This window comes from Aeromonas popoffii, from assembly GCF_000820025.1.
In the GTDB taxonomy this organism is placed as follows: Bacteria; Pseudomonadota; Gammaproteobacteria; order Enterobacterales; family Aeromonadaceae; genus Aeromonas; species Aeromonas popoffii.
The window spans coordinates 60,788-87,337 of sequence record NZ_CDBI01000059.1 but is presented as its reverse complement, the minus strand read 5'-3'; the positions used below and the strand labels follow the sequence as shown (position 1 = coordinate 87,337).

25 protein-coding genes and 2 tRNA genes are annotated in these 26,550 nt (G+C 61.6%); 18 read left to right on the top strand and 9 right to left on the bottom strand.

The features are described 5' to 3' along the window. Positions 1-85: 85 nt before the first annotated feature. Positions 86-595 (bottom strand): VC2046/SO_2500 family protein, encoded by a 510-nt coding sequence (locus BN1129_RS12450; protein ID WP_042036939.1) that lies wholly within the window; start codon positions 593-595, stop codon positions 86-88. Positions 596-720: 125 nt separating this feature from the next. Between BN1129_RS12450 and BN1129_RS12445 the strand changes: the two genes are divergently transcribed. After that, positions 721-805 (top strand) — tRNA-Tyr (locus BN1129_RS12445). Positions 806-854: 49 nt separating this feature from the next. Further along, positions 855-939 (top strand) — tRNA-Tyr (locus tag BN1129_RS12440). Between the two features lie 121 nt (positions 940-1,060). Here the strand turns inward: BN1129_RS12440 and tamB are convergent. Beyond that, complete coding sequence (gene tamB, locus BN1129_RS12435) at positions 1,061-4,783, bottom strand: autotransporter assembly complex protein TamB (protein WP_042036938.1); 3,723 nt, start codon at positions 4,781-4,783, stop codon at positions 1,061-1,063. A 79-nt stretch (positions 4,784-4,862) separates the two neighbouring features. Then, on the bottom strand, positions 4,863-6,638 hold the full coding sequence (gene tamA / locus BN1129_RS12430; protein ID WP_042036930.1) for an autotransporter assembly complex protein TamA: 1,776 nt from the start codon (positions 6,636-6,638) through the stop codon (positions 4,863-4,865). Positions 6,639-7,231: 593 nt separating this feature from the next. Between tamA and BN1129_RS12425 the strand changes: the two genes are divergently transcribed. Further along, the gene (locus BN1129_RS12425; RefSeq protein ID WP_042036929.1) at positions 7,232-7,606 is read left to right on the top strand and encodes a hypothetical protein; all 375 of its coding nucleotides are present in this window, start codon (positions 7,232-7,234) and stop codon (positions 7,604-7,606) included. Between the two features lie 79 nt (positions 7,607-7,685). Further along, complete coding sequence (locus BN1129_RS12420; protein WP_005309750.1) at positions 7,686-7,964, top strand: peptidylprolyl isomerase; 279 nt, start codon at positions 7,686-7,688, stop codon at positions 7,962-7,964. Positions 7,965-7,968: 4 nt separating this feature from the next. Here BN1129_RS12420 and BN1129_RS12415 read toward each other — a convergent pair whose 3' ends face one another. Then, on the bottom strand, positions 7,969-8,526 hold the full coding sequence (locus tag BN1129_RS12415; protein WP_042036928.1) for a peptide-methionine (S)-S-oxide reductase: 558 nt from the start codon (positions 8,524-8,526) through the stop codon (positions 7,969-7,971). A 51-nt stretch (positions 8,527-8,577) separates the two neighbouring features. Between BN1129_RS12415 and BN1129_RS12410 the strand changes: the two genes are divergently transcribed. The 8 genes from BN1129_RS12410 to mltB all read left to right on the top strand — a co-directional run bounded on the left by BN1129_RS12410 (position 8,578) and on the right by mltB (position 17,375). Then, complete coding sequence (locus tag BN1129_RS12410) at positions 8,578-9,264, top strand: DUF1499 domain-containing protein (RefSeq protein WP_042036926.1); 687 nt, start codon at positions 8,578-8,580, stop codon at positions 9,262-9,264. Position 9,265: 1 nt separating this feature from the next. Continuing rightward, positions 9,266-9,847: a carboxymuconolactone decarboxylase family protein gene (locus BN1129_RS12405; protein ID WP_042036923.1), complete on the top strand. Its 582-nt coding sequence runs from the start codon at positions 9,266-9,268 to the stop codon at positions 9,845-9,847. Continuing rightward, positions 9,847-12,009, top strand: coding sequence for an FAD-dependent oxidoreductase (locus BN1129_RS12400; protein WP_042036922.1), 2,163 nt, complete (start codon positions 9,847-9,849; stop codon positions 12,007-12,009). Before BN1129_RS12405 ends, BN1129_RS12400 begins: the two co-directional genes overlap by 1 nt. Before the next feature lie 22 nt (positions 12,010-12,031). Further along, the gene (locus BN1129_RS12395; protein WP_042036921.1) at positions 12,032-13,204 is read left to right on the top strand and encodes an ABC transporter substrate-binding protein; all 1,173 of its coding nucleotides are present in this window, start codon (positions 12,032-12,034) and stop codon (positions 13,202-13,204) included. Further along, a complete protein-coding gene (locus BN1129_RS12390; protein WP_042036920.1) occupies positions 13,204-14,889 on the top strand; it encodes an ABC transporter permease family protein in 1,686 nt (561 codons plus the stop codon). The genes BN1129_RS12395 and BN1129_RS12390 overlap by 1 nt, the downstream gene beginning before the upstream one ends. A gap of 16 nt (positions 14,890-14,905) precedes the next feature. Further along, on the top strand, positions 14,906-15,571 hold the full coding sequence (locus BN1129_RS12385; RefSeq protein WP_042036919.1) for an ATP-binding cassette domain-containing protein: 666 nt from the start codon (positions 14,906-14,908) through the stop codon (positions 15,569-15,571). Further along, positions 15,564-16,166 (top strand): CDP-alcohol phosphatidyltransferase family protein, encoded by a 603-nt coding sequence (locus BN1129_RS12380; protein WP_042036917.1) that lies wholly within the window; start codon positions 15,564-15,566, stop codon positions 16,164-16,166. The genes BN1129_RS12385 and BN1129_RS12380 overlap by 8 nt, the downstream gene beginning before the upstream one ends. A gap of 129 nt (positions 16,167-16,295) precedes the next feature. Then, positions 16,296-17,375, top strand: a complete 1,080-nt coding sequence (gene mltB, locus BN1129_RS12375; RefSeq protein WP_042036915.1) for a lytic murein transglycosylase B — start codon at positions 16,296-16,298, stop codon at positions 17,373-17,375. A 47-nt stretch (positions 17,376-17,422) separates the two neighbouring features. On the opposite strand, the gene BN1129_RS12370 is transcribed toward mltB, so the two are convergent. Then, the gene (locus BN1129_RS12370; protein WP_042036914.1) at positions 17,423-17,905 is read right to left on the bottom strand and encodes a MarR family winged helix-turn-helix transcriptional regulator; all 483 of its coding nucleotides are present in this window, start codon (positions 17,903-17,905) and stop codon (positions 17,423-17,425) included. Between the two features lie 95 nt (positions 17,906-18,000). Here BN1129_RS12370 and BN1129_RS12365 point away from each other — a divergent pair, with 95 nt between their 5' ends. Then, positions 18,001-18,882, top strand: a complete 882-nt coding sequence (locus tag BN1129_RS12365) for a DMT family transporter (RefSeq protein WP_042036913.1) — start codon at positions 18,001-18,003, stop codon at positions 18,880-18,882. A 104-nt stretch (positions 18,883-18,986) separates the two neighbouring features. Here BN1129_RS12365 and pgm read toward each other — a convergent pair whose 3' ends face one another. Then, complete coding sequence (gene pgm, locus BN1129_RS12360) at positions 18,987-20,651, bottom strand: phosphoglucomutase (alpha-D-glucose-1,6-bisphosphate-dependent) (RefSeq protein WP_042036912.1); 1,665 nt, start codon at positions 20,649-20,651, stop codon at positions 18,987-18,989. Positions 20,652-20,709: 58 nt separating this feature from the next. After that, positions 20,710-21,219 (bottom strand): replication initiation negative regulator SeqA, encoded by a 510-nt coding sequence (gene seqA / locus BN1129_RS12355; RefSeq protein ID WP_042036910.1) that lies wholly within the window; start codon positions 21,217-21,219, stop codon positions 20,710-20,712. A gap of 287 nt (positions 21,220-21,506) precedes the next feature. On the opposite strand from seqA, the gene BN1129_RS12350 reads away from it, so the two are divergent. From BN1129_RS12350 to fldA, 4 genes are read left to right on the top strand one after another with little or no spacing between them, the layout of a single operon-like run. Next, complete coding sequence (locus tag BN1129_RS12350) at positions 21,507-22,271, top strand: alpha/beta fold hydrolase (RefSeq protein WP_042036908.1); 765 nt, start codon at positions 21,507-21,509, stop codon at positions 22,269-22,271. Between the two features lie 55 nt (positions 22,272-22,326). After that, positions 22,327-22,548 (top strand): DUF2788 domain-containing protein, encoded by a 222-nt coding sequence (locus tag BN1129_RS12345; protein ID WP_042036907.1) that lies wholly within the window; start codon positions 22,327-22,329, stop codon positions 22,546-22,548. 20 nt (positions 22,549-22,568) lie between these two features. After that, on the top strand, positions 22,569-22,865 hold the full coding sequence (ybfE, locus tag BN1129_RS12340) for a LexA regulated protein (protein ID WP_042036906.1): 297 nt from the start codon (positions 22,569-22,571) through the stop codon (positions 22,863-22,865). A 39-nt stretch (positions 22,866-22,904) separates the two neighbouring features. Beyond that, positions 22,905-23,429, top strand: coding sequence for a flavodoxin FldA (gene fldA / locus BN1129_RS12335; RefSeq protein ID WP_017412672.1), 525 nt, complete (start codon positions 22,905-22,907; stop codon positions 23,427-23,429). 71 nt (positions 23,430-23,500) lie between these two features. Here the strand turns inward: fldA and BN1129_RS12330 are convergent, their stop codons facing one another. Next, positions 23,501-23,974, bottom strand: coding sequence for a DUF4442 domain-containing protein (locus tag BN1129_RS12330; RefSeq protein ID WP_042036905.1), 474 nt, complete (start codon positions 23,972-23,974; stop codon positions 23,501-23,503). A 244-nt stretch (positions 23,975-24,218) separates the two neighbouring features. Here BN1129_RS12330 and fur point away from each other — a divergent pair, with 244 nt between their 5' ends. Next, on the top strand, positions 24,219-24,647 hold the full coding sequence (gene fur, locus BN1129_RS12325) for a ferric iron uptake transcriptional regulator (RefSeq protein WP_042036904.1): 429 nt from the start codon (positions 24,219-24,221) through the stop codon (positions 24,645-24,647). A 116-nt stretch (positions 24,648-24,763) separates the two neighbouring features. Here the strand turns inward: fur and glnS are convergent, their stop codons facing one another. Beyond that, positions 24,764-26,425 carry a glutamine--tRNA ligase gene (glnS, locus tag BN1129_RS12320; protein WP_042036902.1) on the bottom strand — a complete coding sequence of 554 codons (1,662 nt, stop codon included), beginning with the start codon at positions 26,423-26,425 and terminating at the stop codon, positions 24,764-24,766. Between the last annotated feature and the right edge of the window lie 125 nt (positions 26,426-26,550).

The following is a 26,550-nucleotide window of genomic DNA, read 5'->3' as shown; positions in this document are numbered from 1 at the left end:
TCCTTAACTGATCGGCATTACGGGATCTTCCCGCCTTTTTGCATCCTGACGCTGCCACGAGTCGATGCCCCCTCCTTACCCTGTCTCAGCTTAACCAGTGCAGACGAGCATCCACCCCCTGTTGCAACGCATCCAGTATTGGCAGCATGAGCAGCGGATCGTCACCCCTTGGCTGATCCGCTATCTTGCGTTGCCAGCGCTCACGCCCCAGAAGCGAGAGGTTGTCATACACGGCGGGATCCAGCGTCGGCTGCGTGCCCAGCAAGGGCGGCGAGCGCAGCGCCAGCCAGAGCCTGACATCCACCATCGAGCCCCCCTGTTGCAGCCGCTCGTTGAGTCGCACACCACCCCCATCATCCTCATCCCCTTGCAGGGGGGCCTGCGCTGGCAGCGCAAAGCGGCTGCGCCAGTCCCGGGGATCCGGCTTGGACGCGGCCACCGGATCGAACCAGGGCTGCGCCTCCACAGCATCGGTCAGCAAGGCCAAGTGCAGACGAAAATCAGCCCTGTCGCCGTGCTGGAGATCCCGGTTTAGACGTTGCCCCAGCTGGGCCTCGTCAACCAACAGCTGATCACGTATCGCGCTGGGTAGCATGAGATAACTCTTGGAAATGGTGGTTTCATCGCTTATCGGCCGCAAATCGGATCCTGTGAGCAGGAAAAATGCCGTCAAGGGGTTCACAACAGCGGAAGATCTGTTAGTATGCGCCTCGCACTTGTGGAGGGGTTCCCGAGCGGCCAAAGGGATCAGACTGTAAATCTGACGGCTCTGCCTTCGAAGGTTCGAATCCTTCTCCCTCCACCATTTCAAGTGCAGTAGTCAGCAAGGCCAAGCAACAGATGCAATGCCCCGTGGAGGGGTTCCCGAGTGGCCAAAGGGATCAGACTGTAAATCTGACGGCTCTGCCTTCGAAGGTTCGAATCCTTCTCCCTCCACCAATCTTCAGAAAACCCGGCCTGGCGCCGGGTTTTCGCATTTCTGGCCATGCAAAAAGCAGTGGGCCTTAAACCATCACACTGGCCCCATGAAAACGGGAGGCCTAAGCCTCCCGTTTTCTATTCACCTGCCCGGCAGGGTGAAGCGATAGAAGATATCCACTGCCTGGGCCACCCCGCTCATGGCCTGCAGGTAGAGTCTGGGCATCAGCTCATAACGCAGCCTGAGCTCGGCAATGGGGCTGAACACACCAACCCCATACTGGAACTGCAAGCCGGGCAACAGATAGGCAGACAAGGTAACCTGAGTGTTGTTGCCACTGCCGGCAGTATCAAGCGCCACATCGCTCATGCCGAGGGATTTCCCCAGGCTGGAGACAACACCGCTGGCCTGACTGACGGCACCGGCCACCAGCAAGCCATTGAAACCGCCATCTGCGCCACTGGTCTGCAAGCCCCTGCCGCGCAGCAGATAGGAAAGCTGTTCGGATTGCGCCATCTGAGGTTGAGAAAAAACGGTGATATTGGGCTTGCTAGCCGGCCCCGTCACCCTGACCCCGACAGTCACATTGGCCGCTATGGTCGCGGGATCCCGAATGGCTTCTATGTTGAGGAAGGGCCGATCAAGCGGGCCGGAGAAGAGGATGCGACCATCCTTGATGATAAGGTTCTGGCCATAAGCCCTGAAGCGACCATCGTTGAGCACCAGCTGACCATTGCCGGCAAGTGGCCGGGAAGGCTCCTGGCTGATGTTGATGCCCCCACCCACCCTGGTGGTGAGCCCCATGGCATCGAACCGTATGTCGTCTCCGAGCCGAATGGCAAGTTTGATCGCTATTGGCAGCGGCGTCGCCCTGGGCTCCGGCGGCAGATCGTCATGGATCACTATCACGTCATCGGAGACGGAGACCGCGCTCTCGGGCAGGCTCTTGACCAAGATCCGCGCCCAGGGAATGTCGACCTGACCGGTGATCTGGGTCTGCTCTCCCAGCGAGATGGCGATATCGGGGGAGAGTCGCACCCGTCCCATGCCCGGATATTGGGCATCCAGCTCCTTGCCCTGAATGGTGAGGCTGCCACTGACCGGCATCTGAGCCCAGCTCAACCAGCCCCCCAACACCAGCGGACCCTTGCCCACCAGCATGGTGCCGTCGAGTTCAGCCCGGTTGCCTTCAATCTTGAGGCGAGTCACCAGCTTGGAGAGGGTCACCATGTCGGAATGGGTCTGCACCTCCCCATCCAGCAGGTTGAGTTGACCAAACAGCAAGGGGGCGGTCAGGGTGCCATCGAAACGGGCATCGGCGGAGATAACCCCCTGCAGGGAGCGTACCTCCGGGATGAGCGGGGCGAAGGTCGTCAGCTTGAGGTCGTCAAATTTGAGCTGCCCCGACAGCCTGCCACGGCCGGATGGATCCGTGACCAGCAGATTGGTATCGATAGTGCCTATCTGTTTGGAGACGAAATCGAGCCGGAGCGCCGCCTGCTGACGTTCGAAATCGATCCCAAACTCGAGCTGCTGATAATCGGTCTTGAGCCCATTAGCAACCAGGGTGCCCGGCGTGGTACGCACGGTGGCGCGCAGGGTCGGCTGGCTGCCTCGCCAACTGGCTTTGCCATCGGCGGAGAGCACCGCCAGCCAGCAGAAATTGTCCGGTAGCCAGGGGTGCAGACGCTGGAGATCTAACCCGCTCAGGGCAAATTCGAGGCTACCCTGCTGGGCCGAAACCTGGCTGCCCTTGACACAGAGGCTAGCCCCCTTGGATCCCAGGCAGAGATCCCCCATGGTCAACCGCTGGTGCGGCAGATCGAGGTCAAGCGCCCAGGGGGCTGTCAGCTCCCAACGCTGCAGCGGCGTCTTCAGCTTGAGCTCCGATAGGGTGCCACGCCAGCGGTCCCCGCGCAGGCTACCGCTCAGGTTGAGATTGGCCGCCACCGGCTCGCCCTTCATGGTCAGCGATAAAACATGCTGATTGAGATCACCGCTCAGGTTGAGGGCCAGCTGGCTGAGCGCGTTGGCCCCTTGTACCAGGCTCGCCACCGTCAGCGCCAGCTCACCGGCCGGCTTGTCGCCGACCAGGGCATTACCCTTGATGGCAATCCCCTTCAGATCCGTACCCGCATAGTAGAGCCGGCTGGCGGCCAGTTCCGTCGTGACCCTTGGTGTCTGCTGGTTGCCGGTGAGGCGCACCTGTCCCTTGATGTCCCCCTTCAGACCGGGGTAGAGCCCGGCCAGATTGGGGGCATCGATATCCGCATCCAGCCTCCATGCCTGCTGGCTGAGGCTGCCCTTGACCTGCAGCTGGTTAGGGCCGCTTTGCAGTGCCAGCGCGGGGATCTGCCACTCCATCTTGTCGTTGCCGCTGAGGCGGCCCTTGATGGCCAGCGGATGCTGGTTGAGCTTGCCCTCGACCTTCAGTTCTGGCAGCTGCAGCTGCCAGTGGCCTGTCTCGTTCAGTTCGAACTGGCTGGTAATCTTGCCCGCCAGCTTGCCCTTGAGCTCGGGAACCAGTTCGGCGGGATTGATCTCCTTGAATTCGGTGGTGCCCTGCCAGCGTACCCCCTGGTTCCAGGCCAACTTGCCATCGAGCTTGAGCTCCCCTTTCAGGGCGTTGAGCTGCAGCTTTATCTGGTTCAGTTGTTCCAGATCCCCCTTGCCCGTCAGCGCCAGCTTGAAGGGGGGGACGTCAGTGCCTTTGCCAGCCGTATTCAAGGCAAACTGATAGCCGGAGAGTTTACCCTTGGCAGTCAGGCTGCCTTTGTCCAACTGATAGCTGGGCTCGTCCTTGGCTGGCTTGTGCAGGGGCCAGTCGAGGCGCTGCCACTCCAGCCCCAGATCAAACGGCAAGTCAGGGTTGAGGGCGGCCAATGACCCCTTGAGGTTGGCGGCCACAGGCCCCTTGGCTTGCAGATCCAGCGCCAGCTTGCCTACCGAGCCCCCCAGGATCAGGGCCGCCTGCCCCCCCTTGAGTTTGCCATCCAGCAGCCCCTTGCGGGCCTTGGCGTCCAGGGTCAACTCAAGCGGATAATCCTCGGTCAGCCGGATATGGCCCTTAAGCGCCACATCCGCCATGGCATGGCGCAGGGAGAGTTCGCGCACCTCGATGCGCTCCTCTTTCCCACTGGCCGACAGCCGCAGGGTGTCGAGCCCTTCGTTCAGCTCCCCTTGTTGATAGCGAAAGCGGGTCGCCGTCAGGCCTTCCAGCTGGATGGGGAAAGGCAGAGTGATGGCGGGCAGCGCGATGGGCGCCGCGTTGGTTGCCTTCTGCGCCTTGGCCGCAGCCGGTTTGGCTGCATCGACAGGCGGCGTCTCGGCCAAGGTCACGGTCAGGCCATCCAGCACAGGCCCGCGCACGATGAGCCCCTGGCGACTGAGGGTGGCGCCGATGTCGAGGGACGTGAGGGTCACACCGACGCCGGGCACCGCCAGATCCAAGTCTGCCACCTGGAGGCTATCGACCTGGATCCGCAGGGGCAGCGGACGCCAGACGAAGGGTTCTGATGGCTCTTCCTGCACCGGCTCCGATTCAGCGACCTTGACCACGGGGTGGGTGACCGTCAGAGATTTGATCCAGAGCTTGCCCTGCAACAACTTGCCGAGATCCCAGTTCAGCACGGCCCGCTCCACCATGACATCCACCAGCTCGTCCTGCCAGCCGACCCCTTCCAGGGTCCAGCCATAACCGAGTTGGCCCGCCACCAGCTCTCCCTTGAGGGAGGGCAGCGCCGCCCTGGCCTGTTGCCATAGCCACTTGTTGCCCTGATGGGTGAAGCCCAGCAGGCTGACGCCAATCAGCAGCAGGAAGACGAGCCCCATCAGCCAGAGAAGAATGCGTTTTACCCAGATCACAGCACAGGCCCCCGCGAAACATGCAGCCGCAGCGGCCAAGAAAGAGAACAAAGAGGAAGATGGGTGCGTTTAAACCGGATCATAGTTCAGGCCCCAACGCGAAATGGAGCCGCAGCGGCTTGTCATCTTCGGTAATGGCCACCGCCAGATCGAGCCTGACCTGACCTATGGGGGTGACCCAACGCACGCCGACACCCGGGCCTATCTTCCAAGCCTCGCTGTAATCGACCGTGGCCGTCCCGCCATCCACGAACAGGGCGCCGAGCCATCTGTCACTGAAGCGGTAGCTGTATTCGGCACTGGCAACGCTCACGTAACGGCCCCCCAGCAACTTGCCGTCGCTGCCGCGCGGCGAGATGGTCTCGTAGCCATAGCCACGCACCGTCTGGTCACCACCGGTGAAGAAGCGCAGTGACGGCGGCACCAGCGAGAAGCTGTCCCCTATGATGGCGCCCTGCTCAGCCCGTAGTAGGAAGCGGTGATCCTCTCCCAGGGAGCGCAGCCACCTGCTGCGGCCCCACACCCGCACGAAGCTGATATCGGAGCCCCAGTAGGGATCGGAAAACTCCAGGGTCAGCTGCTGGCGATCGCCCCAGTCAGGCACCAGACCACCGCGCATCCGCAACCGCGACCAGGAGACACCGGGGATCAGCAGCAAGCTGTTCCCCTTGTCTGCACCCTGGGTAAAGACCTCGTTTTCGAGCCGGATGAAGACGTTTCGGTCCCAACTCTCCGGCTGCCGCGTCCAGCGGCGCACGCTGAGGGTGGTCAGGTCGGAGCGGGTATCGTTGATGTCCTTGTATTGATAACCCGCCTGCAGCGAGTAGTAGTTCCGCAGTGGGTTGCCCACCGGGATCTGGTAATCGAAGCTAAGCTCGGCCTCGGGTTGCGAGACCTTGGCGGTGGCGTTGAGACGGTGGCCGTAGCTGTTGACCCAGGGCTTCTCCCACGTGGCGCTAATACGCGGACCCACGTCGGTAGCAAAGCCGATACCTGTTTCTATTTCGTGGTCGACCCGGTTGGAGAGCGTCACCTGCACCGGCACCCGGTTGCCCTCCGCCTGGCTGACCATGGGCCTGATATCCACCTCCTTGAACATCCTGGTGGAGGAGATATCCTGCGACATCTCGGCCAACCGGATCGCCAGATAGGGGTCGCCGCTCTTGATGTTGACGAGCGGCCGAATGAGGCGCAGCGCCTCGGGCGTGGCGTCGTAGTGGATCTCGCCAAAGTGATAGCGCTGGCCGGAGCGAAACAGTATGAAGATCTCGGCCGTGCCCTGATCCGGGAACACCTTGACCTGGCTCTTGCTGATCTTGGCGTCGAAGTAGCCGCGGGCCAGCCCCAGGCTGCCGAGATCGGCCTTGATGGATTCGTATTTGCCGTGGTGGAGGGGATCTCCCTCCTGCAGGGGCAGCTTGTCCAGCAGCGCACTGAAGATGTCGTCGCTGCCCGCATCCCCTTCCAGCAGTATGTCGAGGCGGGAGATGATGACAGGCTTGCCTGCATCCACCTCGATCACCACCCTGGCGGGGGCATTTTTGTAACGGCTCAGGGTGATCTTGGGCTGATAGTAGCCAAAGACCTGCAGGGCTTGTTGCACACTCTCGGTGATCTTGGGGCGGGCCGTGCGGAATTGGCGCTCTTGAAAGACGGGCAGCGCATTGAGGAAGGCTTCGACGTTATCCTTGGTCTCCCCTCTCAGCCCCTTGACCTGATAGGTGAGTTTGGCCGCCATGGCCGGGGTGACGAACAGCAGCAAACAGAGACTCAGGCCCAGTGCGCGGAGCCTGCGACGGAAAACCCGTCCGGGCGATGAGATCCCTGCAGGCAGGGGCGGATTGCATCCTGTCAAACGTCAATTTCCCCGAAAAACATGATTAAAATAATGCAAGAGTCAGAATGCATATGAGGCTCACTCGATGGCAAGCGCGCCTCATCCTAGCATATCCCCAGCGCAACATCAGAGCGAAGCGGCATCGAAATTCACCATAGTATTGAAGCCTTTGTCACTCGGCTTGCCCACTTTACTTCCCGCCAGCGCCACAGACTGATGCCATTGTGGGCAAAAAAAGGCCATTCCTCAGCCATCAAGCCATAAGATGCATCACAAGCGGCGGTTTGTCTCGCATCCCCCTTGCACCAACACCCCCTCGCCGACGCGACATCAACTGTCGGCAAGTGGTCAAGATGACGACGGCCAGCCCGCTACCTCCCCCCTGAGCCCTGCCTTCCTCCTTGAACCAAGGCTTACTTTAGATGATAAAAATCAACTGGTTGAATCTGAACAATCAAAGCCTCGTTCACCTCAATCGATTTATCCCGCTCCCCCCGGCTCCTTGTCTCGCCCACACTGGGTTCATCTACCGAAGACAACACATCGCCCGCACCGGCGTCATGAGTCCAGGGTCCCGTCGCCCCGGCGCTCTTCACCGAAGGAAACACATCATGCCTGCACGTAGTGAACAGATGGCTGACTATATTGCGGACCGACTCGAATTCATCACCTTTCTCGCCTGTTGCAGCGCCCTGGTGGCCCTGCTGACCGGCATGAACGGCCAGCAGGCACTGGCCTTCACCGCCCTCAACCTGCCGTTCGGGCTCGCCATCCTGCTGGGCATCGCCATACTGGCGCCACTGCCGGTGCACTGGCGTCTGCCGGGCATCACCCTCTTGCTGGCAAGCTGCGCCCTGGCCACCTTGCAACTGGGGGGCGACTGGCTCAACCCCTTGGCCATCTGGAGCCTGCATGCCCTGCTGGGGTTGGAGATCCTGTGGCAATCGCGTCCAAGGGCCCGCCTCGGCGCCCGCACCCGCAGTTAATCCCTGCATGACGGCTGACGCGCGGCGGGAATTGGAGTAATCTTGCGCCCCGATTTGCCCGCCGCCGAGGAGCGCCAATATGAAGAAAGCCTGTGCCCAGCACATCCTGGTCAAGACAGAGAAGCAGTGTCTGGAGATCAAGGAAAAACTTGCCAAGGGGGCCGACTTTGGTCAGATGGCCAAGCGTTTTTCCACCTGTGCCTCGTCCAAACGCTCGGGGGATCTGGGGGAGTTTTCGAAGGGCGACATGGTCAAGCCGTTTGACGATGCCGTGTTCAAGGGCGAACTGCTGACCGTACTCGGCCCGGTACGCACCAAGTTTGGCTTCCACCTCATCAAGGTGCTTTACCGCAACTGATGGCTCAGGGTTGGGATGTCAATGCCACGGGCCAGCCGCCGCAACGGTGGGCATAAACACCAAAGCGCCAGGGATGGTGCTGCGCCCAGTCCTCCATCTCGGGTGCGGGCGTGAATTGGCTATCCGGCCAGAGCGATACCCGGCTCGCACGACCATGTAGCGCCTGCCAACGCGTCAGGCTCACCTGGGCCAGGCGCCACTGATAATCATCTCTGGGCAACAGGGTCGGGACAAATTCCTGGCCGCGATTGCAATATTGCCCGCCACCATCGTGCCCATCCACCAGCTGCCAGAAGACATTGAGCAGATCCCCATAACCCACCAGGACCGGATCGTAATCGATGCGCACTGCCTGGCGCCGCGCCAGCTCCTGTGCCGGCGTAGTTCCCTGCGGCAAGGGTGTGGCATAGCCGGGTTCGACCCGCGACACCCCAGGCATGGCCTCATAGACGATCTCGGCGCGCCACATGTCCCCCGCCGCCAGCACGGCTGTGTCAGCCCACAGCGAAGCGCTTGGGAAAAGCAGCAGGACTGAGATAAATTTACTAACGTTATCAGTCAATTAAGTTTATCCTTCAGGGTACTTGTCCATCATAACCAGTGGTTCCCCGTTATGCCCAGTTATTTGTGGTGGCCCCTGCTGGCCTGGTTGCTGCCCCTTGCTGGCGCCCTCGGCAGCCGCTCTCACCTCTGGCCCTGGTGGCTGGGGTTCGCCATCTGTCTGCTCGGTGCGCTGATATCGCTCCTGTTACTGGTACGCCTGCCCTGGAGCCGGCATAAGGTGCCGAGCCTCTGGGGGATCACCCCGCTGCTGCTGCCCCTGCTGTTCCTGGTGCAGGCACTGCGTATGCCGCTGCTCAACGATGTCAGCACGGATCCCTATAATCCCCCCCCCCTGCGCTGGGCCGCCGAGCTGAGAACGGCGCAGGATCTGCCCATCAATTCGCCCCCCTTGAACGCGTTTGAGGGCAAACCCGGTCCTCTCTATACGAGCGCCTCCCCGGTCGAGGCGATCACGGAGGCCCACGCGCTGATGATACAACTGGGCTGGCAGGTGCGACCGAGCCCGGACGGCCTCGATGCAGTGGCCACCACCGGCTGGTTCGGCTTTCAGGACGATGTGGCGCTGCGGGTCTTTGCCGGCCCCAAGGAGACCCGCATCGACATGCGTTCGGCCTCCCGCCAGGGACGCAGCGATCTGGGTACCAACCGGGCACGGATCGAGGTATTTCTGATCCGGCTCAATGAGCGGCTGGGGGGTGCCTACAAACCCAAGATGCAGAACAAAAAAGAGGAATAACATGCGCGTTGAGGTCAAACCCGATCGGGAATATGCCTGGTTTATCCGCCCCTTTTTCTGGCTGCAAAAACGCAACTACGGCCAGGTGCTGATCCCGGGCAAATGTTGGGGCCGCTCGCCACGGCTGTTTGCCGCCGTGGCCACCCTCTACGGCGTCATCAACCGCAGGCGCTCCCCCATCGATCCCGTGCTGCGCTCCCTGGTGACGGTGCGGGTCTCCCAGCTCAACTGGTGCCGCTTCTGCGTCGACATCAACGCCATGACCCTCATCAAGCGGGCCGGTTCCAGCGAGAAGGTGGAGGCGCTGGCCCACTGGCGCAACAACCCCCTGTTCGACGAGCGGGAAAAGGCGGTGCTCGACTACACCGAAGCCATGACAGGACTGGATGGGGTCAACGATGAACAGGCGGCCCGCCTCAAGCCCTGGTTCGATGACGATGCCATGGTGGAGCTGACCGGCCTTATCGCCTTCCAGAACATGTCGGCCAAGTTCAACGCCGCCCTCGATATCGCACCGCAGGGCTTCTGCCAGTTGCCGGTGCAACCCGAGCGTCCCGCCCAGCCAGACAGCAAGGACGCCTGATGAACCGGGCCCGCCTGCTGCTTCTGTTGGTGATGGGGTGCCTCATCGGCGCCTTCTTTGCCCTCGATCTTGGCCGCTACCTCAGTCTGGGCGCCTTGCAAGCCCAGCAGGCCGCACTGGCGCAATGGGTCGACAGCCATTTTGTCGCCGCCTGCCTGCTGTTTGTGAGCATCTATGTGCTGAGCACCGCCCTCTCCCTACCCGGCGCCAGCCTGCTCACCCTGGGCGGCAGCGCAGTGTTTGGGATCGGCTGGGGGCTGCTGCTGGTCTCCTTTGCCAGCACCATTGGCGCGACCCTGGCCTTTCTCAGCGCCCGTTTTCTGCTGCGCGACTGGGTCACGGCCCGCTTTGGCGACAAGCTGGCCACCTTCCAGGCCGGGATGGAGAAGGACGGCGCCTTCTACCTGCTGAGCCTGCGCCTTATCCCCCTCTTCCCCTTCTTTCTGGTCAACCTGCTGATGGGGCTCACCCCCATCAGAGTCAGTACCTACTACTGGGTGAGCCAGCTTGGCATGCTGCCCGGCACCTTCGTCTATGTGTTGGCGGGGAGCGAGATTGGCCAATTAACCAGCACGGGCAACATTCTCTCCCCCGGCCTGATGGTGGCGCTGACCCTGCTGGGGCTGATGCCCTTCTTGATCAAGCGCGCCATACAACAGCTTGCCCTGCGCCGCCTGCACGCCCCCTATCGAAAGCCCGCCCGTTATGACTACAACCTGCTGGTAGTCGGCGCCGGTGCCGGTGGGCTGGTCACCAGCTATATCGCCGCAGCAGTGAAGGCCAAGGTGGCGCTTGTCGAGAAACACAAGATGGGGGGCGATTGCCTCAACAGCGGCTGCGTCCCCTCCAAGGCGCTGATCCGCAGCGCCCGCTTTGCCGCCGAGCAGCGCAAGGCCGAAGCGCTGGGCTTTAGCCCAAGCCAATCCTGCGCCGATTTTGCCGCTGTGATGGAGCGGGTGGCGACGGTCATCAAGGAGGTCGAGCCCCACGACTCGGTAGAACGCTATGAAGGGCTTGGGGTGGAGTGTATCGAAGGGGAGGCGCGACTGATCTCCCCCTGGGAGGTGGAAGTGAACGGCCAGCGCCTTACCAGCCGCCATATCGTCATCGCCACCGGCGCCAGACCATTTGTGCCGGATCTACCCGGATTGGCCGACGTGCCTTATCTCACCTCGGATAGCCTCTGGCAGCTGCGCACCCCGCCGCGCCGCTTGCTGGTGCTTGGCGGCGGCCCCATCGGCTGCGAGCTGGCCCAGAGCTTTGCCCTGCTCGGCATCCCGGTCACGCAAGTGGAGCTGGCCGATCAACTGCTGCCACGTGAAGAGCGGGAGGTGGCCGACGCGCTGCAATCACAGCTGGCCCGTGACGGTGTCACTGTGCTCACCGGCTGGCGCACCGAGCGGGTCGACTATCTGCCATCAGCAGAGGCACAAGACACGCCGCTGCCCATTCGACTGCAACTGCGCCGAGGCGATGACGTGCAAGTGATTGAGGGAGATCAACTGCTGCTGGCACTGGGACGGGTTGCCAATGTGAGTGGCTTCGGGCTGGAGGCGCTAGGGGTGGAACTGGCACCCCGTGGCACGGTTGCCGTCGATGGTTTTCTCGCCACCAACTACCCCAGCATTTTGGCGGTGGGGGACGTGGCAGGTCCCTACCAGTTCACCCACGTTGCCGCCCATCAGGCCTGGTATGCCGCCGTTAATGCCCTGTTCGGCCAGTTCAAGCGCTTCAAGGCGGACTACAGGGTGATCCCAACTGCCACCTACACCACGCCGGAAATCGCCCGGGTCGGCCTCAACCGCAAGGAGGCAGAGGCAGAGAGTATCCCCTTCGAGACGACCCGCTTCGAGCTGGCCGAGCTGGATCGCGCCATTGCCGACGGTGAGCGCCATGGCTTTATCGAGGTGCTCACCGTGCCCGGCAAGGAGAAGATCCTGGGTGCCACCATAGTGGGCACTCACGCCGGCGAGCGGATCGCCGAATTCGTGCTCGCCATGCGCCACCAGCTGGGGCTTGGCAAGATCCTCGCCACCATACACGCTTATCCTACCCTGATGGAGGGGAACAAGTACGTGGCCGGCGAGTGGAAGCGGGCTCACCAGCCCACCCGGGTGCTGGCCCTGCTGGCCCGATATCATAGCTGGCGCCGTGGCGCCTGACCCTTTGCCCAAGGTAACTCACATGCTCAAGACTCTGCCCTTGCTCAAATCCCTGTTGTGCGCCCTGCCCCTGCTGGCCAGCGGCCCGCTGTTAGCAAATCCCGATGACAACTGGCAACGGACCCTTGAGGAGGCGAAAGGGCAGACCGTCTACTTCAACGCCTGGGGCGGCAGCCCGGAGATCAACGCCTATCTGGTGTGGGCCGGCCAGGAGCTTGAGCGCCAGTATCAGGTCAAGCTGGTGCAGGTGAAGGTGGATGACATAGCCCAGAGCGTCAGCCAGTTACTGGCCAACAAACAGGCAGGTAAGCACACAGGCGGCCCCATCGATCTGCTCTGGGTCAACGGCGAGAACTTCAAGGCGCTCAAGGAGCAGGGCCTTTTGGGTGCCCCCTTTACCCAGGATCTGCCCAATATGGCGCTGGTGGACACGACGCTGCCGGTGAGTGAGGACTTCACCGTGCCGGTCGACGGGCTGGAGGCGCCCTGGGGCATAGGCCAGCTCAACCTCATGGTCAATCGGGACGAGGTGGCCACCCCGCCCACCTCGGCAACCGCCCTGCTCACCTGGGTCAAGGAACATCCCGGTCGCTTCACCTATCCCAAGCCACCCCAGTTTCATGGCGCAAGCTTTCTCAAGCAGATCCTGCTGGAGTTGACAGCGGATCCCGCCCCCCTCTATCGGGAGGCGACCGACGCCGACTTTGACCGGCTCACTGCCCCGCTCTGGGCCTGGCTCGATGCACTGCATCCGGCGCTCTGGCGCAAGGGCAAGTTGTTCCCCGCCAGCGCCGCCGAGACCCGCCAGTTGCTCGATGATGGTGAGCTCGCCATGGCCATCAGCTTCAACCCCCAAGAGGCCCAGAGCGCGGTGCAAAACGGCACCCTGCCCCCCAATGTGGTGGCCGTCGCCATGGAGAAAGGGGCGCTGACCAACAGCCACTTCCTCGCCATCCCCTTCAACGCCAGCGCCCGGGCCGGCGCCAAGGTGGTGGCCAACTTCCTGCTGAGCCCGGTGGCCCAGGTACGCAAGGCCGAGCCCGCTTTCTGGGGCGATCCCAGCGTGCTGCAAGCCAGCGCCCTGCCGGTCTCGGCCAAACAGGCGTCTGCGCTGCGCTTCAAGGCAGTGGGCGAGCCCCATCCCAGCTGGCAGCTGCGACTCGAAGCGACCTGGGCCGAGCGCTACGCTCACTGATGATCCTGGCCGGTCCCATCCTATCCAACTGGCGCCCGTTTTTTGGCGCTGGCTGCGCCGCCCTGCTGGCCGTCCCTGTGCTGGGGGGAATCGGGCTGTTGCTGGCCGAAGGGATGGCCCCCCCGCACCTTCAGCTGCTGCTGGCCCAGCCCGGCCTCTGGCACTCGGCTGCCCTGAGCCTCTGGATTGGCGCCGCCTCGACCCTGGGCAGCCTGCTGCTGACGGCACTGCTGCTGGCACACAGCGGCCAGCAGGGCGCACAGAGCCGGGCCTTTTCGCTGCTGCAGCGCTTGCTCTCTCCCCTGCTGGCACTGCCCCACGTCGCCTTTGCCATCGGTTTGGCCTTTCTGCTCGCTCCCTCCGGCTGGCTGCTGCGCCTCATCTCGCCAGCACTCACTGGCGTTGAGTTTCCCCCCGACTGGCAGACCATTAAAGATCCGCTGGGCCTTGGGCTGATCCTCGCCCTGATCCTGAAAGAAACGCCCTTTCTGCTGCTGATGGCGCTGGCCGCACTGGATCCCGCCAAGCTGGCTCGCCAGCAGTGGCTCGGTGCCAGCATGGGGTTCAGCGCGCCGCAGATCTGGTGGCGCTTGCGGCTGCCAGCGCTCTGGCCCGCCCTGCGCCTGCCCCTCTATGCGGTGGCCGCCTACGGGGTGGCCGTGGTGGATCTGGCCCAGCTGCTGGGGCCCGATGCCCCCGCCCCGCTGGCGGTCAGATTGTGGCTCTGGTATCAGGATCCGGATCTCGTCTGGCGTGGCGCCACCGCCAGCGGAGCCCTCTTGCTGCTCGCCCTCAGCCTGCTGCTGCTCGCCGGTGTGCGGCTGCTGGAGTGGTGCCACACGACTATCGGCAAGCACATCTGGCTCGATGGCCGCCGGACCGAGCCTGGCCTGCTGGCCGCCAACCTGGCCAGCGGCAGCGTATTTGTCCTGATCGCGGTCAATCTGGCGGTGCTGGGGGCGCTGCTGCTCTGGTCGCTGGCGCGCCGTTGGTCCTTCCCCGACCTGTTGCCAAGCCAGTGGAGCGGCCAGCATTGGCAAGATCTGCTGCCGGGCCTGATACCGCTGCTCACCCACAGTGCCCTGCTGGCACTGGCAAGCGGGCTGCTGGCACTGGTGATGGCAGTGCTGAGCCTGGAGGCGCAACAGGGTCGCCGCCCCTGGCCGCTCTGGCTCATCTGTCTGCCACTCTTGCTGCCCCAGGCCAGCCTGCTGTTTGGCGTCCGCCTGGGGCTCGACTGGCTAAGCCTTCACTGGACAGCCCATGGCATCGGCTGGGGCTGGGTGCTCTGGAGCCAGCTGCTGTTTGTCTTCCCCTACGTCTACCTTTGCCTGCACGGTCCCTACCGCCAGTTCGACCCGCGCCTTGTGCAAGCCGCGCTGACGCTGGGTGCCCGCCCCTGGCGTGTCTGGTGGCAGGTGAAGGGGCCCCTGCTGGCCCGCCCGCTGCTGTTTGCCCTGGCGGTGGGGGCGGCGGTGAGTCTGGCCCAGTATCTGCCGACCCTGCTGTTTGGCGCGGGCCGGGTGGTCACCATCACGACTGAGGCGGTGGCCATCGGCAGCGGCCTCAATCGGCGGCTGGCGGGCCTCTACGGCCTGCTGCAACTGCTGCTGCCGCTCGTTATCTATCTGCTGGCGCTCTGGCTGCCGGCCCGGCTCAATCCGGCGCTCAAGGGCGCCCGCTGAACACGAGAACTTGCCGATGCTAAACACCACGCCTCTTCGCCTCTATCTCGATGAAAACCTGCTGCTGTCGCTGCCTGCACTGCAGGTGGCGCCGGGCGAGGTGCTGACTCTGATGGGACCAAGCGGTTGCGGTAAAAGCTCGCTGCTGGCGGCGCTGGCGGGGGTCTTGCCCCCCAGGGGACCCATCCGGCTGGAGGGGGAAATATGGCTCGACGAGCGACTGCTTACCCCCTTGCCCCCCCAGGCGCGGCACATTGGCATGCTGTTTCAGGATGACCTGCTGTTTGACCATCTGACAGTGGCAGAGAACCTGATGTTTGGCATGCCTGCCGCCATCAAGGGAAGAAGTGCACGACGGGAAAAGGCGGTAACGACATTGGCACAGGTCGCGCTGGCGGATCAGGCTGACAAGCTGCCGCAGCAGCTCTCCGGCGGTCAGCGGGCGCGGGTCAGCTTGCTGCGGGCGCTGCTGGCCGAACCGCAAGCCCTGCTGCTGGACGAGCCCTTCTCCCGCCTCGACAAACCGCTGCGCGCCGCGTTCAGAACCCTGGTGTTCGAGCGGCTCAAGGCCAAAGGCATCCCAGCCATCCTGGTGACCCATGACGAGGAGGATGCCCCCGGCACCATACTCGATCTCACACCGTCTCTTTGTTTGCTAACCGAGGACCCCGACCTTGTTTGATCGCCACCTTATTCCCATGATCCGCCGCCCCCTCACCCAGCTGGCCAAGCCGCTGTGCCGGGCCGGCATAAGCGCCAACCAGATAAGCCTCACCGGCTTTGCCGTCGGCATGCTGGCGCTGCCGCTGCTGGCCTTTGGTTGCTATCAGTGGGCGCTCGCGGCCATCCTGTGCAACCGGCTGCTGGACGGGCTCGACGGCGCTGTGGCACGGGAAACCAGCATCACCGACTGCGGCGGCTTTCTCGACATCACCCTCGATTTCATCTTCTACGCCGCCGTGGTGCTGGGTTTTGCCCTGAGCGCCCCCGCCAACGCCCTGCCCGCCGCCACCTTGCTGTTCACCTTCATGGGGACGGGCTCGAGCTTTCTGGCCTTCGCCATCATGGCGGGCAGGCGGGGGATAGAAAACCCCGTCTACCACCACAAGTCCCTCTACTATCTCGGTGGGCTCACCGAGGGGAGCGAGACCATCGCGCTGTTCGTGCTGATGTGCCTCTGGCCCGCGGCTTTTGCAACCCTCGCCTATGGCTTTGCCCTGCTCTGCCTCATCACCACCCTGACCCGGCTCTGGAGCGGTTATCACACCCTGCGCTGAGTCGCCCCGGCCCCCAAGGGGTAATCCATCGCACGATGCTTTGGCGACGTGTCAGGCGCACGGAACACTTGCGCGCGGATGACAATGTTTTACCATGTCGGCACTCTTTGTCAGGCTCATGAGAACCTTATGCGTCGCCTTGTCTCCGTACTCACACTTTCCCTGTTTCCCCTGCTCTATGGCTGCAGCAGCACACCGGCTGCCAAGCCCGTGGTCACACCCCAGCCCAAGAGCGCTTTCATCAATCAGACGCCGCCGAGCCGCCCCGTCTACGGACAGGGGGATGTTGCCAATCGCAGCAGCGTAGATCAGTTCGTGCAACACATGGTGCAAAAGCACGGTTTCGACAGTGCCGAGCTGCACAGGGTACTGGCACAGGCGGAGCGTTCTGACTGGATCATCCGGCTGATGGATGCCCAGGCCCCGACGACCGCCAAGCCAACAGGCCCGACAGGCGCCTGGAATCGCTACCGCGCCAAGTTCATCACCCCCGACAACGTGCAAAACGGCGTCAATTTCTGGCGCGAATACGAAAGCGAACTAAACCGAGCCTACCAGCTCTATGGCGTACCACCCGAGATCATCGTCGGCATTATCGGGGTAGAGACCCGCTGGGGCCGGGTGATGGGCAAGACCCGCATTCTGGATGCGCTGGTGACCCTGGCATTTGACTACCCGCGCCGGGCCGAGTTCTTCACCAGCGAGCTGGAGTCCTTCCTGGTGATGACCCGGGATGAGGGGATGGATCCCACCGAACCCAAGGGTTCCTACGCCGGTGCCATGGGCTATGGCCAGTTCATGCCGTCGAGCTTCCAACGCTATGCGGTGGACTTCAACGGCAACGGCCACACCAACCTGTGGGATCCTGTGGATGCCATCGGCAGCGTGGCCAACTACTTCAAAGCCCATGGCTGGGAGAAGGGACAGCCGGTGGCGGTACGTGGTCAGGGCCAACTGCCCGGCTATGAGCACGGCTTCCAGACCCGCTACCCGGTCGCCACCCTGCGCCGCTCAGGGCTTACCCCCACCAGCAGCCTGGGCAACCACAGCGAATCGAGCCTGCTGCGCCTCGACGTAGGCAGTGGTTATCAATACTGGTACGGCCTGCCCAACTTCTACACCATCACCCGCTACAACCACAGCACCCACTACGCCATGGCGGTGTGGCAGCTGGGGCTGGCGGTGAAGGATGCCAGAGGCGGTGACTGAATCGGGCACCAGATTGCCAACCAAAACGGGCCCGCGGGCCCGTTTCATCATTCGTTTTCCAACAGCCAGCGCTTGAGCAGGGCCGCCAGCTGCACCTGCTCGGCCTCGGTCAGTGGCGCCAGCAGACGGCGCTCGTTGGCCACGTGCAACTCGACCGCCCGGTCGATAAGCACCCTGCCCGCCTCGGTCAGGCAGACCAGCAGGCTGCGCCTGTCGCTGGGTGCCGCCTGCCGCTCTATCAGCCCCCGCTCGGCCAACTTGTCGAGCCGGGCCGTCATGGCCCCCGAGCTCAACATGGCCGATTGATAGAGCACGGTCGGCGTCAGCGGCTCGCCGGCCCGGCGCAGGGTTGCCAGAATATCGAAGTCACTGCCGAGCAGGCCGCACTCCTTGAGCTCTTCGCTCACCTCGCGGCCGGCGATCGCCGCCATACGCGCCACCCGACCCAGCACCCCCATGGGCGAGCAGTCGAGATCCGGTCTCTGCCGTGCCCACTGGGCCAGCAGCAGGTCTACATGATCACTGTCCATCTCAGGTCACTTATCTTTTCATCGAGATACTTGATACTAAACCAATTTGGGACTAAATTATCTTCATTTAAAGATACTTCACAAAGAGATAAATGATGCCTCTGCTGATCGCCCTGCTGGCTCCCCTGCTGTGGGGCAGCACCTATGCCGTCGTCAGCCTCTATCTGACCGACTACTCCCCCTACTGGGTGGCGGTGTGGCGCGCCTTGCCCGCCGGGCTGCTACTGCTGTTGCTGCACCCGCGCCTACCCCCCCTGCCCTGGGGCAAGCAGTTTCTGCTGGCGTTTTGCAACATCACCGCCTTCTTCGCTTTGTTGTTCGTGGCCGCCTTCCGGCTGCCGGGGGCCGTAGCGGGCACGCTCGGCGCCACACTGCCGCTGGTGCTCATGCTGCTGGCCTGGCTGCAGGATGGCACACGACCCAGCCTGAAGTGGCTGCTGCTGGGGTTGATGGGACTTGTCGGGGTCTTGCTGCTGCTCAACCCCTCCGCCAATCTGGATCCTGTCGGCGTGACGTGCGCCCTGTTGGCCACCCTGCTCATCGGCCAATCCAGCCGCTGGATGCGACGCTGGCCGGTAAACGATCTGCTGGCGCTGACTGCCTGGCAACTGCTGCTGGGGGGCTTAATGCTGATCCCGCTTGCCTGGTGGCTGGCTGGCCCAATGCCGCTACCCCGTCCGGCGAGTGCGCCGGGGTTGCTCTGGCTTATCCTGCTTAACACCGCACTGGGCTACTGGGCCTGGCTGTGGGGGTTAAAGCACCACGGCCCCGAGGTAATGGGCATGCTGGCCCTCACCAATCCCATGATGGCGGTGTCACTTGGGGTACTGATGGTGGGAGAGACCCTGGATGGCCGCCAGTGGCTCGGCATAGGGGTGATCCTGCTCTCCCTCTTCCTGATGAAGCTGCCGGCGCGGCCCTTCTTCAAACGCTGGCAGGCCCGCAGGGCGAGCACAGTCCAGTTAGACAAGGCATGAGCGCAGACAACCTCGGCCAAGAGGAATAAAAAAGAGGAGTCATTGCGGCTCCTCTTTTGGTTTTAAATCAGTTTTTATTTAGCTTTCAGTGGCTGGACGCAGGCTTAGACGCCAGCCTTGGCCAAGGCCGCAGAGACGATCTGCTGAGCCTCTTGCTGGATCAGATCCAGATGTGCTTCGCCCTTGAAGCTCTCCATGTAGATCTTGTAGATGGACTCGGTGCCGGAGGGGCGCGCCGCGAACCAGCCGTTCTCGGTCACCACCTTGAGGCCGCCGATGGCGGCATCGTTGCCCGGTGCTCGGGTCAGCTTGGCGATGATGGGCTCACCGGCGAGCGTTGAGGCTTCCACCAGTGCCGGATCCAGCTTGGAGAGCACCGCTTTCTGGGCACTGTTGGCCGGGGCGTCGATGCGGCGGTAGCAGGAGCAGCCAAACTTGGCTTCCAGCGCGTCGTAATGGGCTTGGGGATCCTTGCCGGTCACCGCCAGAATTTCAGCCGCCAGCAGCGCCAGAATGAAACCATCCTTGTCGGTGGTCCAGACGGTGCCATCTTTGCGCAGGAAGGAGGCGCCAGCGCTCTCCTCGCCACCAAAGCCGAACTCGCCGCTGTAGAGGCCATCCACGAACCACTTGAAGCCAACCGGCACCTCTTTCAGGGTGCGGCCAATCTCGCCGGCAACCCGGTCAATCATCGAAGAAGAGACCAGCGTCTTGCCGACGGCAGCATCGGCAGACCAGCCGGTGCGATGGGTAAACAGATACTGGATCGCCACCGCCAGATAGTGGTTCGGGTTCATCAAGCCGGATTTGGTGACGATGCCGTGACGGTCGTAGTCCGGGTCGTTGCCAAGGGCGATGTCGAACTTGTCTTTCAGGGCAATCAGGCTCGCCATGGCGAACGGGCTGGAGCAGTCCATCCGGATCTTGCCGTCTTTATCCAGGGTCATGAAGGAGAAGGTGGGGTCTACCTTGTAGTTCACCACCTCGATATTCAGACCATAGGTCTTGGCGATGACGTCCCAGTAGGCGACGCCGGAGCCACCCAGCGGATCGACACCGATCTTGATGCCCGCGTTCTTGATGGCATCCATATCCAGCACGTTCTTCAGATCATCCACATAAGGGGTGACATAGTCGTGCTCCACCACGAACGGGCTTTTGAGGGCTTCGGCGAACGGCATCCGTTTCACGCCGGCCAGACCCGCTTCCAGAATGGCGTTGGCACGGTCTTCCACCCACTTGGTGATCTCCCCTTCCGCGGGGCCACCGTGGGGCGGGTTGTACTTGAAGCCACCATCTTCCGGCGGGTTGTGAGACGGGGTGATCACCACACCGTCAGCACGGGCAGCAGACTTGCTGGCCCCTTCTTTGCCAGAGTTGTAGCGCAAGATGGCGTGAGAGATGACCGGGGTCGGGGTAAAGCCGAGGCCAGCCTGAATGCGGGTTTCGACGCCGTTGGCCGCCAGCACTTCGACTGCGCTGGCAAAGGCGGATTCTGACAGGGCATGGGTATCCATGCCGACAAACAGCGGGCCAGTGATACCGGCCTGCTGGCGATACTCCACCAGCGCCTGAGTCACCGCCAGAATGTGGGATTCGGTAAAGGCGTTGTGCAGGGCGCTGCCACGGTGGCCGGAAGTGCCGAAGGCCACCCGCTGCTCGGGGCGGCTCATGTCCGGCTTGTTGAGGTAGTAGGCGCTGACCAGACGGGGGATGTTGGTCAGGTCACTTAAACGGGCCGGCTGACCGGCGTGGGAATGCTGTGCCATGGCGTTGTCCTTGCTTGATGGCGGCCTTGGCGGGCAAGGCCTGAGTCTTGATAAACCGTTAAATTGCGCTGCACACCTGCGCGATCACCTCTTCGCCATAGCCCATGCTGGCCATCAGCTGGGCCACCATATTCTGCTTGCGGCTGGTATTGGTGTTAGTGATCACCCAGAACGGGGTTTCCGGTACCGGCTTGGGCTTGGTGGTGCTGCCACTGGCGCGCAGAGCCTCAGGATCCCGCGAAAAATAGACTCGCTTGCGACCCTTGATTTCGGTGCCCTGGGTAAACCCGACCGGATCATCCCGATAGAGGGTACTGAGCACCAGCATGAAGCGGTTGATGGACCTCTCTTCTTTTTGCAGCTCGCCGGAATCGAGCAGGGCCTGCAACCCCATGGCATCGGCGACAACACGCGGCTGGGCAACGGCGGCTGGCTCGGCCAGCGGCACTTCGATGTGCGTGGGGTGTTCCAGCAGACGGCGCAGGATATCGGAGGCACTCTCACCAATGTGCCGGGTCTGGCTGGCGATATAGAAGTAGAGATCGTCATCAAGCTCGATGGTTTTCATAGGGATGCGCTGGACTCGTCGAAATTCGGATGCGGCGATTATACATAGGCAAACCCGGCAGCCCAAGCCAAGGGCTGGCAGATGTGCATGAATCTCATCGAGAATACGGCATAATGGCGGGCCAAGTGTGTGATCCTCCGCACTGATAGCGCGTACGGGGCCATTTTTTTGAAAAAAAACCACAAAAAATGCCTCACAAGGAATGAAATCCTTTTCTTTCAGTGTGTTAAAAAACAGGCGAAAAAGCCCACGACCGACAAGGTGTCATTTTGCAACAAAACCCATTATTGAACTTCAAGGAGCAGGGCCAGGGCCCGGCCGTCGTGCTGATCCACGGTCTGTTCGGCAGTCTGGACAACCTGGGGCTGCTGGCGCGCGCCCTCGGCGAACAGTGCCGGGTCATCAGCGTGGATCTGCGCAACCATGGCACCTCGTTCCACAGCGATGAGATGAGCTATCCCCAGCAGGCTGCCGATGTGCTCGCCCTGCTCGACGCCCTAGCGCTGGATCAGGTATCCCTGGTTGGTCACTCCATGGGCGGCAAGGTCGCCATGCAGCTGGCCAAGCAAGCGCCCACCCGGATCGGCAAGCTGGTGGTGGCCGACATAGCGCCGGTCGCCTATCCCCATGCCCGCCATCAGAATGTGTTTGCCGGTCTCAACGCCACCCTGCGCCAGCCGATGCAGAGCCGCAGCGAGGCGGAAGCCCTGCTGGCCCAATATGTCGAGATACCCGGCGTGCGCCAGTTCCTGCTCAAGTCTTTCGCCAAAGGGGAGTCGGGTTGGGGCTGGCGTTTCAACGTGCCAGCGCTGGAGCGCAACTACGCCAACATCATGGGTTGGCCCGACGACCAGACCCGCTTCGAGGGACCTGCGCTCTTCATCAAGGGGGGGGATTCTGACTACATGCAGCCTCCGCACACCGAGACAGTGATGGCGCAATTCCCGGCGGCAAAGGCGCGCGTTATCGCAGGAACCGGCCACTGGCTGCACGCAGAAAAGCCGGTTTTGTTCAACAAATTGGTTGTGGATTTCCTGTCGACAGGCGGTTAACAGTTTCAAATCCTTTGTGATATAGTGCGCCCGTCATAAGGAGTGTGCGCAATCCATGCTAAGTGAACATATCGATCTTATTGAGAGTCTGGGCCTGAAGTTGTTCTTTCTGGCCATTTTCATATTGATTGGCTTGGCCATTCACGACGTGCTCAAACGCGGTAATGTGCCCCGTTTCGGCCGACTCATCGTCTGGTTGGTTCTCTTTCTCGGTTGCGCGGGTTTTGTCGCCAAGGGGCTGATCGAATTGGGCTGGGAAGGCTCAGGGATCGGCTAACTTATTTTCATCTGTGATGTATGGCCAAACAGCAAACTGATCGAACAACACTGGATCTGTTCGCAAATGAGAAGCGCCCCGGCAGGCCAAAGACCAATCCACTCCCCCGTGAGACCCAACTCAAGATCAACAAGCGCAACCAGCTTAAGCGCGATCGAGAGAATGGCCTGAAACGGGTTGAGTTAAAGGTGGAGGCCGAGTTGCTGGAGCGCCTGAACCAACTTGCGTTACAACAGAACGTCAGCCGAGCCGAGCTGATCCAATCTATCCTGAAGCAACAGATTGAGTCTGCGAATCCAGCAGGCATTGCAATCTGACCGTTAAGTATTAACACCAGATACGGGTAACTAAACACTATGGCTAGTGTAGGTCTGTTTTTCGGCAGCGATACCGGTAATACCGAAGCTGTCGCCAAGATGATCCAGAAAGAACTGGGCAAACAACTGATTGAAGTCCGTGACATTGCCAAGAGCAGCAAAGCCGACATCGACAGCTTCGATCTGCTGATGTTCGGTATCCCGACTTGGTACTACGGCGAAGCCCAAGCCGATTGGGATGACTTCTTCCCCGAGCTGGAAGAGATCGACTTCACCAACAAGCTGGTCGCCATCTTCGGATGTGGCGATCAGGAAGACTATGCCGAGTACTTCCTCGACGCCATGGGCACCCTGCGTGACATAGTCGAAGCCAAAGGCGCCATCATCATCGGCAACTGGCCAACCGCCGGTTACGAGTTTGAAGCCTCCAAGGCTGTGGTGGATGACAAGCACTTCGTCGGTCTGGGTATCGACGAAGATCGCCAGCCAGAGCTGACCGCCGAGCGCGTCAAGGGCTGGTGCAAGCAGCTGCATGAAGAGATGTGCCTGGCCGAACTGGAGTGATCCGGCAAGCCAGTCACCTCTGACAACAAGGGCCCCGCCGGGGCCCTTGTTGTTTCTGCGATATGCCCTTGCTAGCCGCCCCTGTGCTCAGGTTTGGCGCGCACATAGAGGGTACGCTTGACCTGGGCCACCAGCTCGCCGCCCTTGTCCTGTACCGTCACCTCAAACTCGGGGAAGTGCTTGTTACCCCCCTCGGTGGCCGCCGCTATCTCGGCCAGCTTGCCGTCGGTCAGGTTGAATTCGGCCACCAGCTTGCCTTTGCCCGGCTTGATGTAGTTGATGCAGCCCGCCTTGTCCCAGACGTAATAGCGATTCTTGAAATAGCCCATCAGCATCAGCGGATAGATGGGATCCGTCATAGCAAACATGCTGCCGCCAAACTGGGTACGGTTGGCGTTCTTGTTCCACCAACGAGACTTGAGCGTCACACGGCAGTAGCGAAAATCATCGCTCAGGGTCTCTATCTTGATACCGGCGCCCCAGAAGGGGGGCCAGGCGTTGAGGGCGCGGCGCACCCAGGCCGCATTGTCAAAAAGCCAATCCATGGTTCTCATCCGACCAGACAATGAAGAAGGTTACATCTTATCAACATTCGATGGGCGAGCAAGCTGAGGCCGCGATTGAACCAGTTCGGCAAAATGGCGGACTTTGCGCTAAAGCCCTTGAATTACTGGGTTTATTTTTAGGTGAGCTACGACCTATAATGACAGGCCAAGCGAGTTCGTGGTTGCCATTCCAGCGGCAGTCAATCAGAATGACCACACCTTCGAGAATGCGAATAAGTAGAATATGGCAGACAACAACCAAGCGTTAAAAAAGGCCGGGCTCAAGATCACCTTGCCCCGCGTCAAAATTCTGGAAATCCTGCAACAGCCGGATTGCCAGCACACCAGTGCGGAAGATCTGTACAAACGACTGATCGACCAGGGTGAAGAGATTGGTCTCGCTACCGTATATCGCGTTCTCAACCAGTTCGATGATGCCGGTATTGTTACCCGTCACCACTTTGAAGGGGGCAAGTCGGTGTTCGAGCTGGCTACCCAGGAACACCACGATCACCTGGTCTGCCTCGATTGTGGCAAGGTTATCGAGTTCTCCGACGAAGTGATCGAGCAGCGCCAGCGCGACATCGCCAAGCTGCACAACATTCGCCTGACCAATCACAGCCTCTATCTGTATGGCCACTGCGCCAACGGCGATTGCAAGCACGACGATTGATAGCGGCTTGCACCGGCCAATAAAAAAGCCAGCATAGCGCTGGCTTTTTTTGTGTCCGTAATCCGGACAAGAAGAGGCAGGGTCTCCCCTGCCCTCTGCTTGTCAGGCTGTGGCCATCAGGCCTCGGCCTTGCCCCATACGTCGCGCAGGGCCACGGTGCGGTTGAACACCAGGTGATCGGCGCTGGAGAGCTTGTTGTCGGCGCAGAAGTAGCCTTCACGCTCGAACTGGTAGGCAAACTCCGGCTTGGCGTTCTGCAGGGAAGCTTCCACACGGGCGCCTTTGATGATCACCAGGGAATCCGGGTTGAGCGCCGCCTCGAAGTCAGCCTCGGCACCCGGGTTCGGCATCTTGAACAGACGATCGTAGAGGCGGATCTCGGCCGGCAGGGAGTGAGTGGCGCTGACCCAGTGGATCACGCCCTTCACCTTGCGGCCATCGGCCGGATCCTTGCCCAGGGTCTCGGGATCGTAGGTGCAGTAGATGCAAGTCACCTTGCCATCCGCATCCTTCTCGACTCGCTCGGCCTTGATCACATAGGCGTTGCGCAGGCGCACTTCCTTGCCCAGCACCAGCCGCTTGAACTGCTTGTTCGCCTCTTCTTTGAAGTCCGCTTCGTCGATGAAGATTTCGCGGGTGAAGGGAAGCGTGCGGGTGCCCATCTCGGCGTTGTTCGGGTGCGCCGGTGCGGTCAGCACCTCGTCGGCCGCCAGGTTCTCGATGACCACCTTCACCGGATGCAGCACGGCCATGGCACGCGGTGCGTTCTCGTTGAGATCGTCACGGATGCAGGCTTCCAGCATGCTCATCTCGACGATGTTGTCCTGCTTGGTGACGCCGATGCGCTTGCAGAACTCGCGGATGGAGGCAGAGGTGTAGCCACGACGACGCAGACCGGAGACGGTCAACATGCGCGGATCGTCCCAGCCATCCACGTGCTTCTCGGTCACCAACAGGTTCAGCTTGCGCTTGGACATGACGGTGTATTCGAGGTTCAGGCGAGAGAACTCGTACTGACGGGGGTGGCAGTCGATGGTGATGTTGTCCAGCACCCAGTCATACAGACGGCGGTTGTCCTGGAACTCCAGGGTACAGATGGAGTGGGTGATCCCTTCCAGCGCGTCCGAAATGCAGTGGGTGAAGTCATACATGGGGTAGATGCACCACTTGTCACCGGTCTGGTGGTGGTGGGCAAACTTGATGCGATAGATAACCGGATCGCGCATCACCATGAAGGGGGACCCCATGTCGATCTTGGCGCGCAGGCAGGCACTGCCTTCGGCGAACTCGCCGTTCTTCATCTTGGCAAACAGCGTCAGGTTCTCTTCCACGCTGCGATCGCGGAACGGGCTGTTCTTGCCAGCTTCGGTTAGGGTGCCGCGGTATTCGCGCATCTGCTCGGCAGACAACTCGTCCACATAGGCCAGACCCTTTTCAATCAGCTCGATGGCGTAGCCGTGCAGCTTGTCGAAATAGTCGGAGGAGTAGCAGATCTCGCCATTCCACTGGAAGCCGAGCCACTGCACGTCCTGCTTGATGGACTCCACGTATTCGATGTCTTCTTTCACCGGGTTGGTATCATCGAAACGCAGGTTGCACTGGCCCTGATAGTCACGGGCAATGCCGAAGTTCAGGCAGATGGACTTGGCGTGGCCGATATGGAGATAACCGTTCGGCTCGGGCGGAAAACGGGTATGCACGCTGTTGTGCTTACCGCTGGCCAGATCTTCATCAATGATCTGACGAATAAAGTTAGTTGGGCTGTTCGCCTGACTCATGGCTCACCTCAAAAATGCGTCACTGGCGGAAGTTGTGCCGGCTGGCACCCTCAACCCCCCGCCATCAAGCCGGTTATGATCCCTCATTACGCGCCCTGTCTCAACCTGAATTTACCCGATTCGGG

Coding starts and splice junctions, on each gene's coding strand:
- BN1129_RS12450 (WP_042036939.1), bottom strand. CDS start 595: ATGCTACCCAGCGCGATACGTGATCAGCTGTTGGTTGACGAGGCCCAG.
- BN1129_RS12425 (WP_042036929.1), top strand. CDS start 7,232: ATGCCTGCACGTAGTGAACAGATGGCTGACTATATTGCGGACCGACTC.
- BN1129_RS12420 (WP_005309750.1), top strand. CDS start 7,686: ATGAAGAAAGCCTGTGCCCAGCACATCCTGGTCAAGACAGAGAAGCAG.
- BN1129_RS12410 (WP_042036926.1), top strand. CDS start 8,578: ATGCCCAGTTATTTGTGGTGGCCCCTGCTGGCCTGGTTGCTGCCCCTT.
- BN1129_RS12405 (WP_042036923.1), top strand. CDS start 9,266: ATGCGCGTTGAGGTCAAACCCGATCGGGAATATGCCTGGTTTATCCGC.
- BN1129_RS12400 (WP_042036922.1), top strand. CDS start 9,847: ATGAACCGGGCCCGCCTGCTGCTTCTGTTGGTGATGGGGTGCCTCATC.
- BN1129_RS12395 (WP_042036921.1), top strand. CDS start 12,032: ATGCTCAAGACTCTGCCCTTGCTCAAATCCCTGTTGTGCGCCCTGCCC.
- BN1129_RS12390 (WP_042036920.1), top strand. CDS start 13,204: ATGATCCTGGCCGGTCCCATCCTATCCAACTGGCGCCCGTTTTTTGGC.
- BN1129_RS12385 (WP_042036919.1), top strand. CDS start 14,906: ATGCTAAACACCACGCCTCTTCGCCTCTATCTCGATGAAAACCTGCTG.
- mltB (WP_042036915.1), top strand. CDS start 16,296: ATGCGTCGCCTTGTCTCCGTACTCACACTTTCCCTGTTTCCCCTGCTC.
- BN1129_RS12370 (WP_042036914.1), bottom strand. CDS start 17,905: ATGGACAGTGATCATGTAGACCTGCTGCTGGCCCAGTGGGCACGGCAG.
- BN1129_RS12365 (WP_042036913.1), top strand. CDS start 18,001: ATGCCTCTGCTGATCGCCCTGCTGGCTCCCCTGCTGTGGGGCAGCACC.
- pgm (WP_042036912.1), bottom strand. CDS start 20,651: ATGGCACAGCATTCCCACGCCGGTCAGCCGGCCCGTTTAAGTGACCTG.
- seqA (WP_042036910.1), bottom strand. CDS start 21,219: ATGAAAACCATCGAGCTTGATGACGATCTCTACTTCTATATCGCCAGC.
- BN1129_RS12345 (WP_042036907.1), top strand. CDS start 22,327: ATGCTAAGTGAACATATCGATCTTATTGAGAGTCTGGGCCTGAAGTTG.
- ybfE (WP_042036906.1), top strand. CDS start 22,569: ATGGCCAAACAGCAAACTGATCGAACAACACTGGATCTGTTCGCAAAT.
- fldA (WP_017412672.1), top strand. CDS start 22,905: ATGGCTAGTGTAGGTCTGTTTTTCGGCAGCGATACCGGTAATACCGAA.
- BN1129_RS12330 (WP_042036905.1), bottom strand. CDS start 23,974: ATGGATTGGCTTTTTGACAATGCGGCCTGGGTGCGCCGCGCCCTCAAC.
- fur (WP_042036904.1), top strand. CDS start 24,219: ATGGCAGACAACAACCAAGCGTTAAAAAAGGCCGGGCTCAAGATCACC.
- glnS (WP_042036902.1), bottom strand. CDS start 26,425: ATGAGTCAGGCGAACAGCCCAACTAACTTTATTCGTCAGATCATTGAT.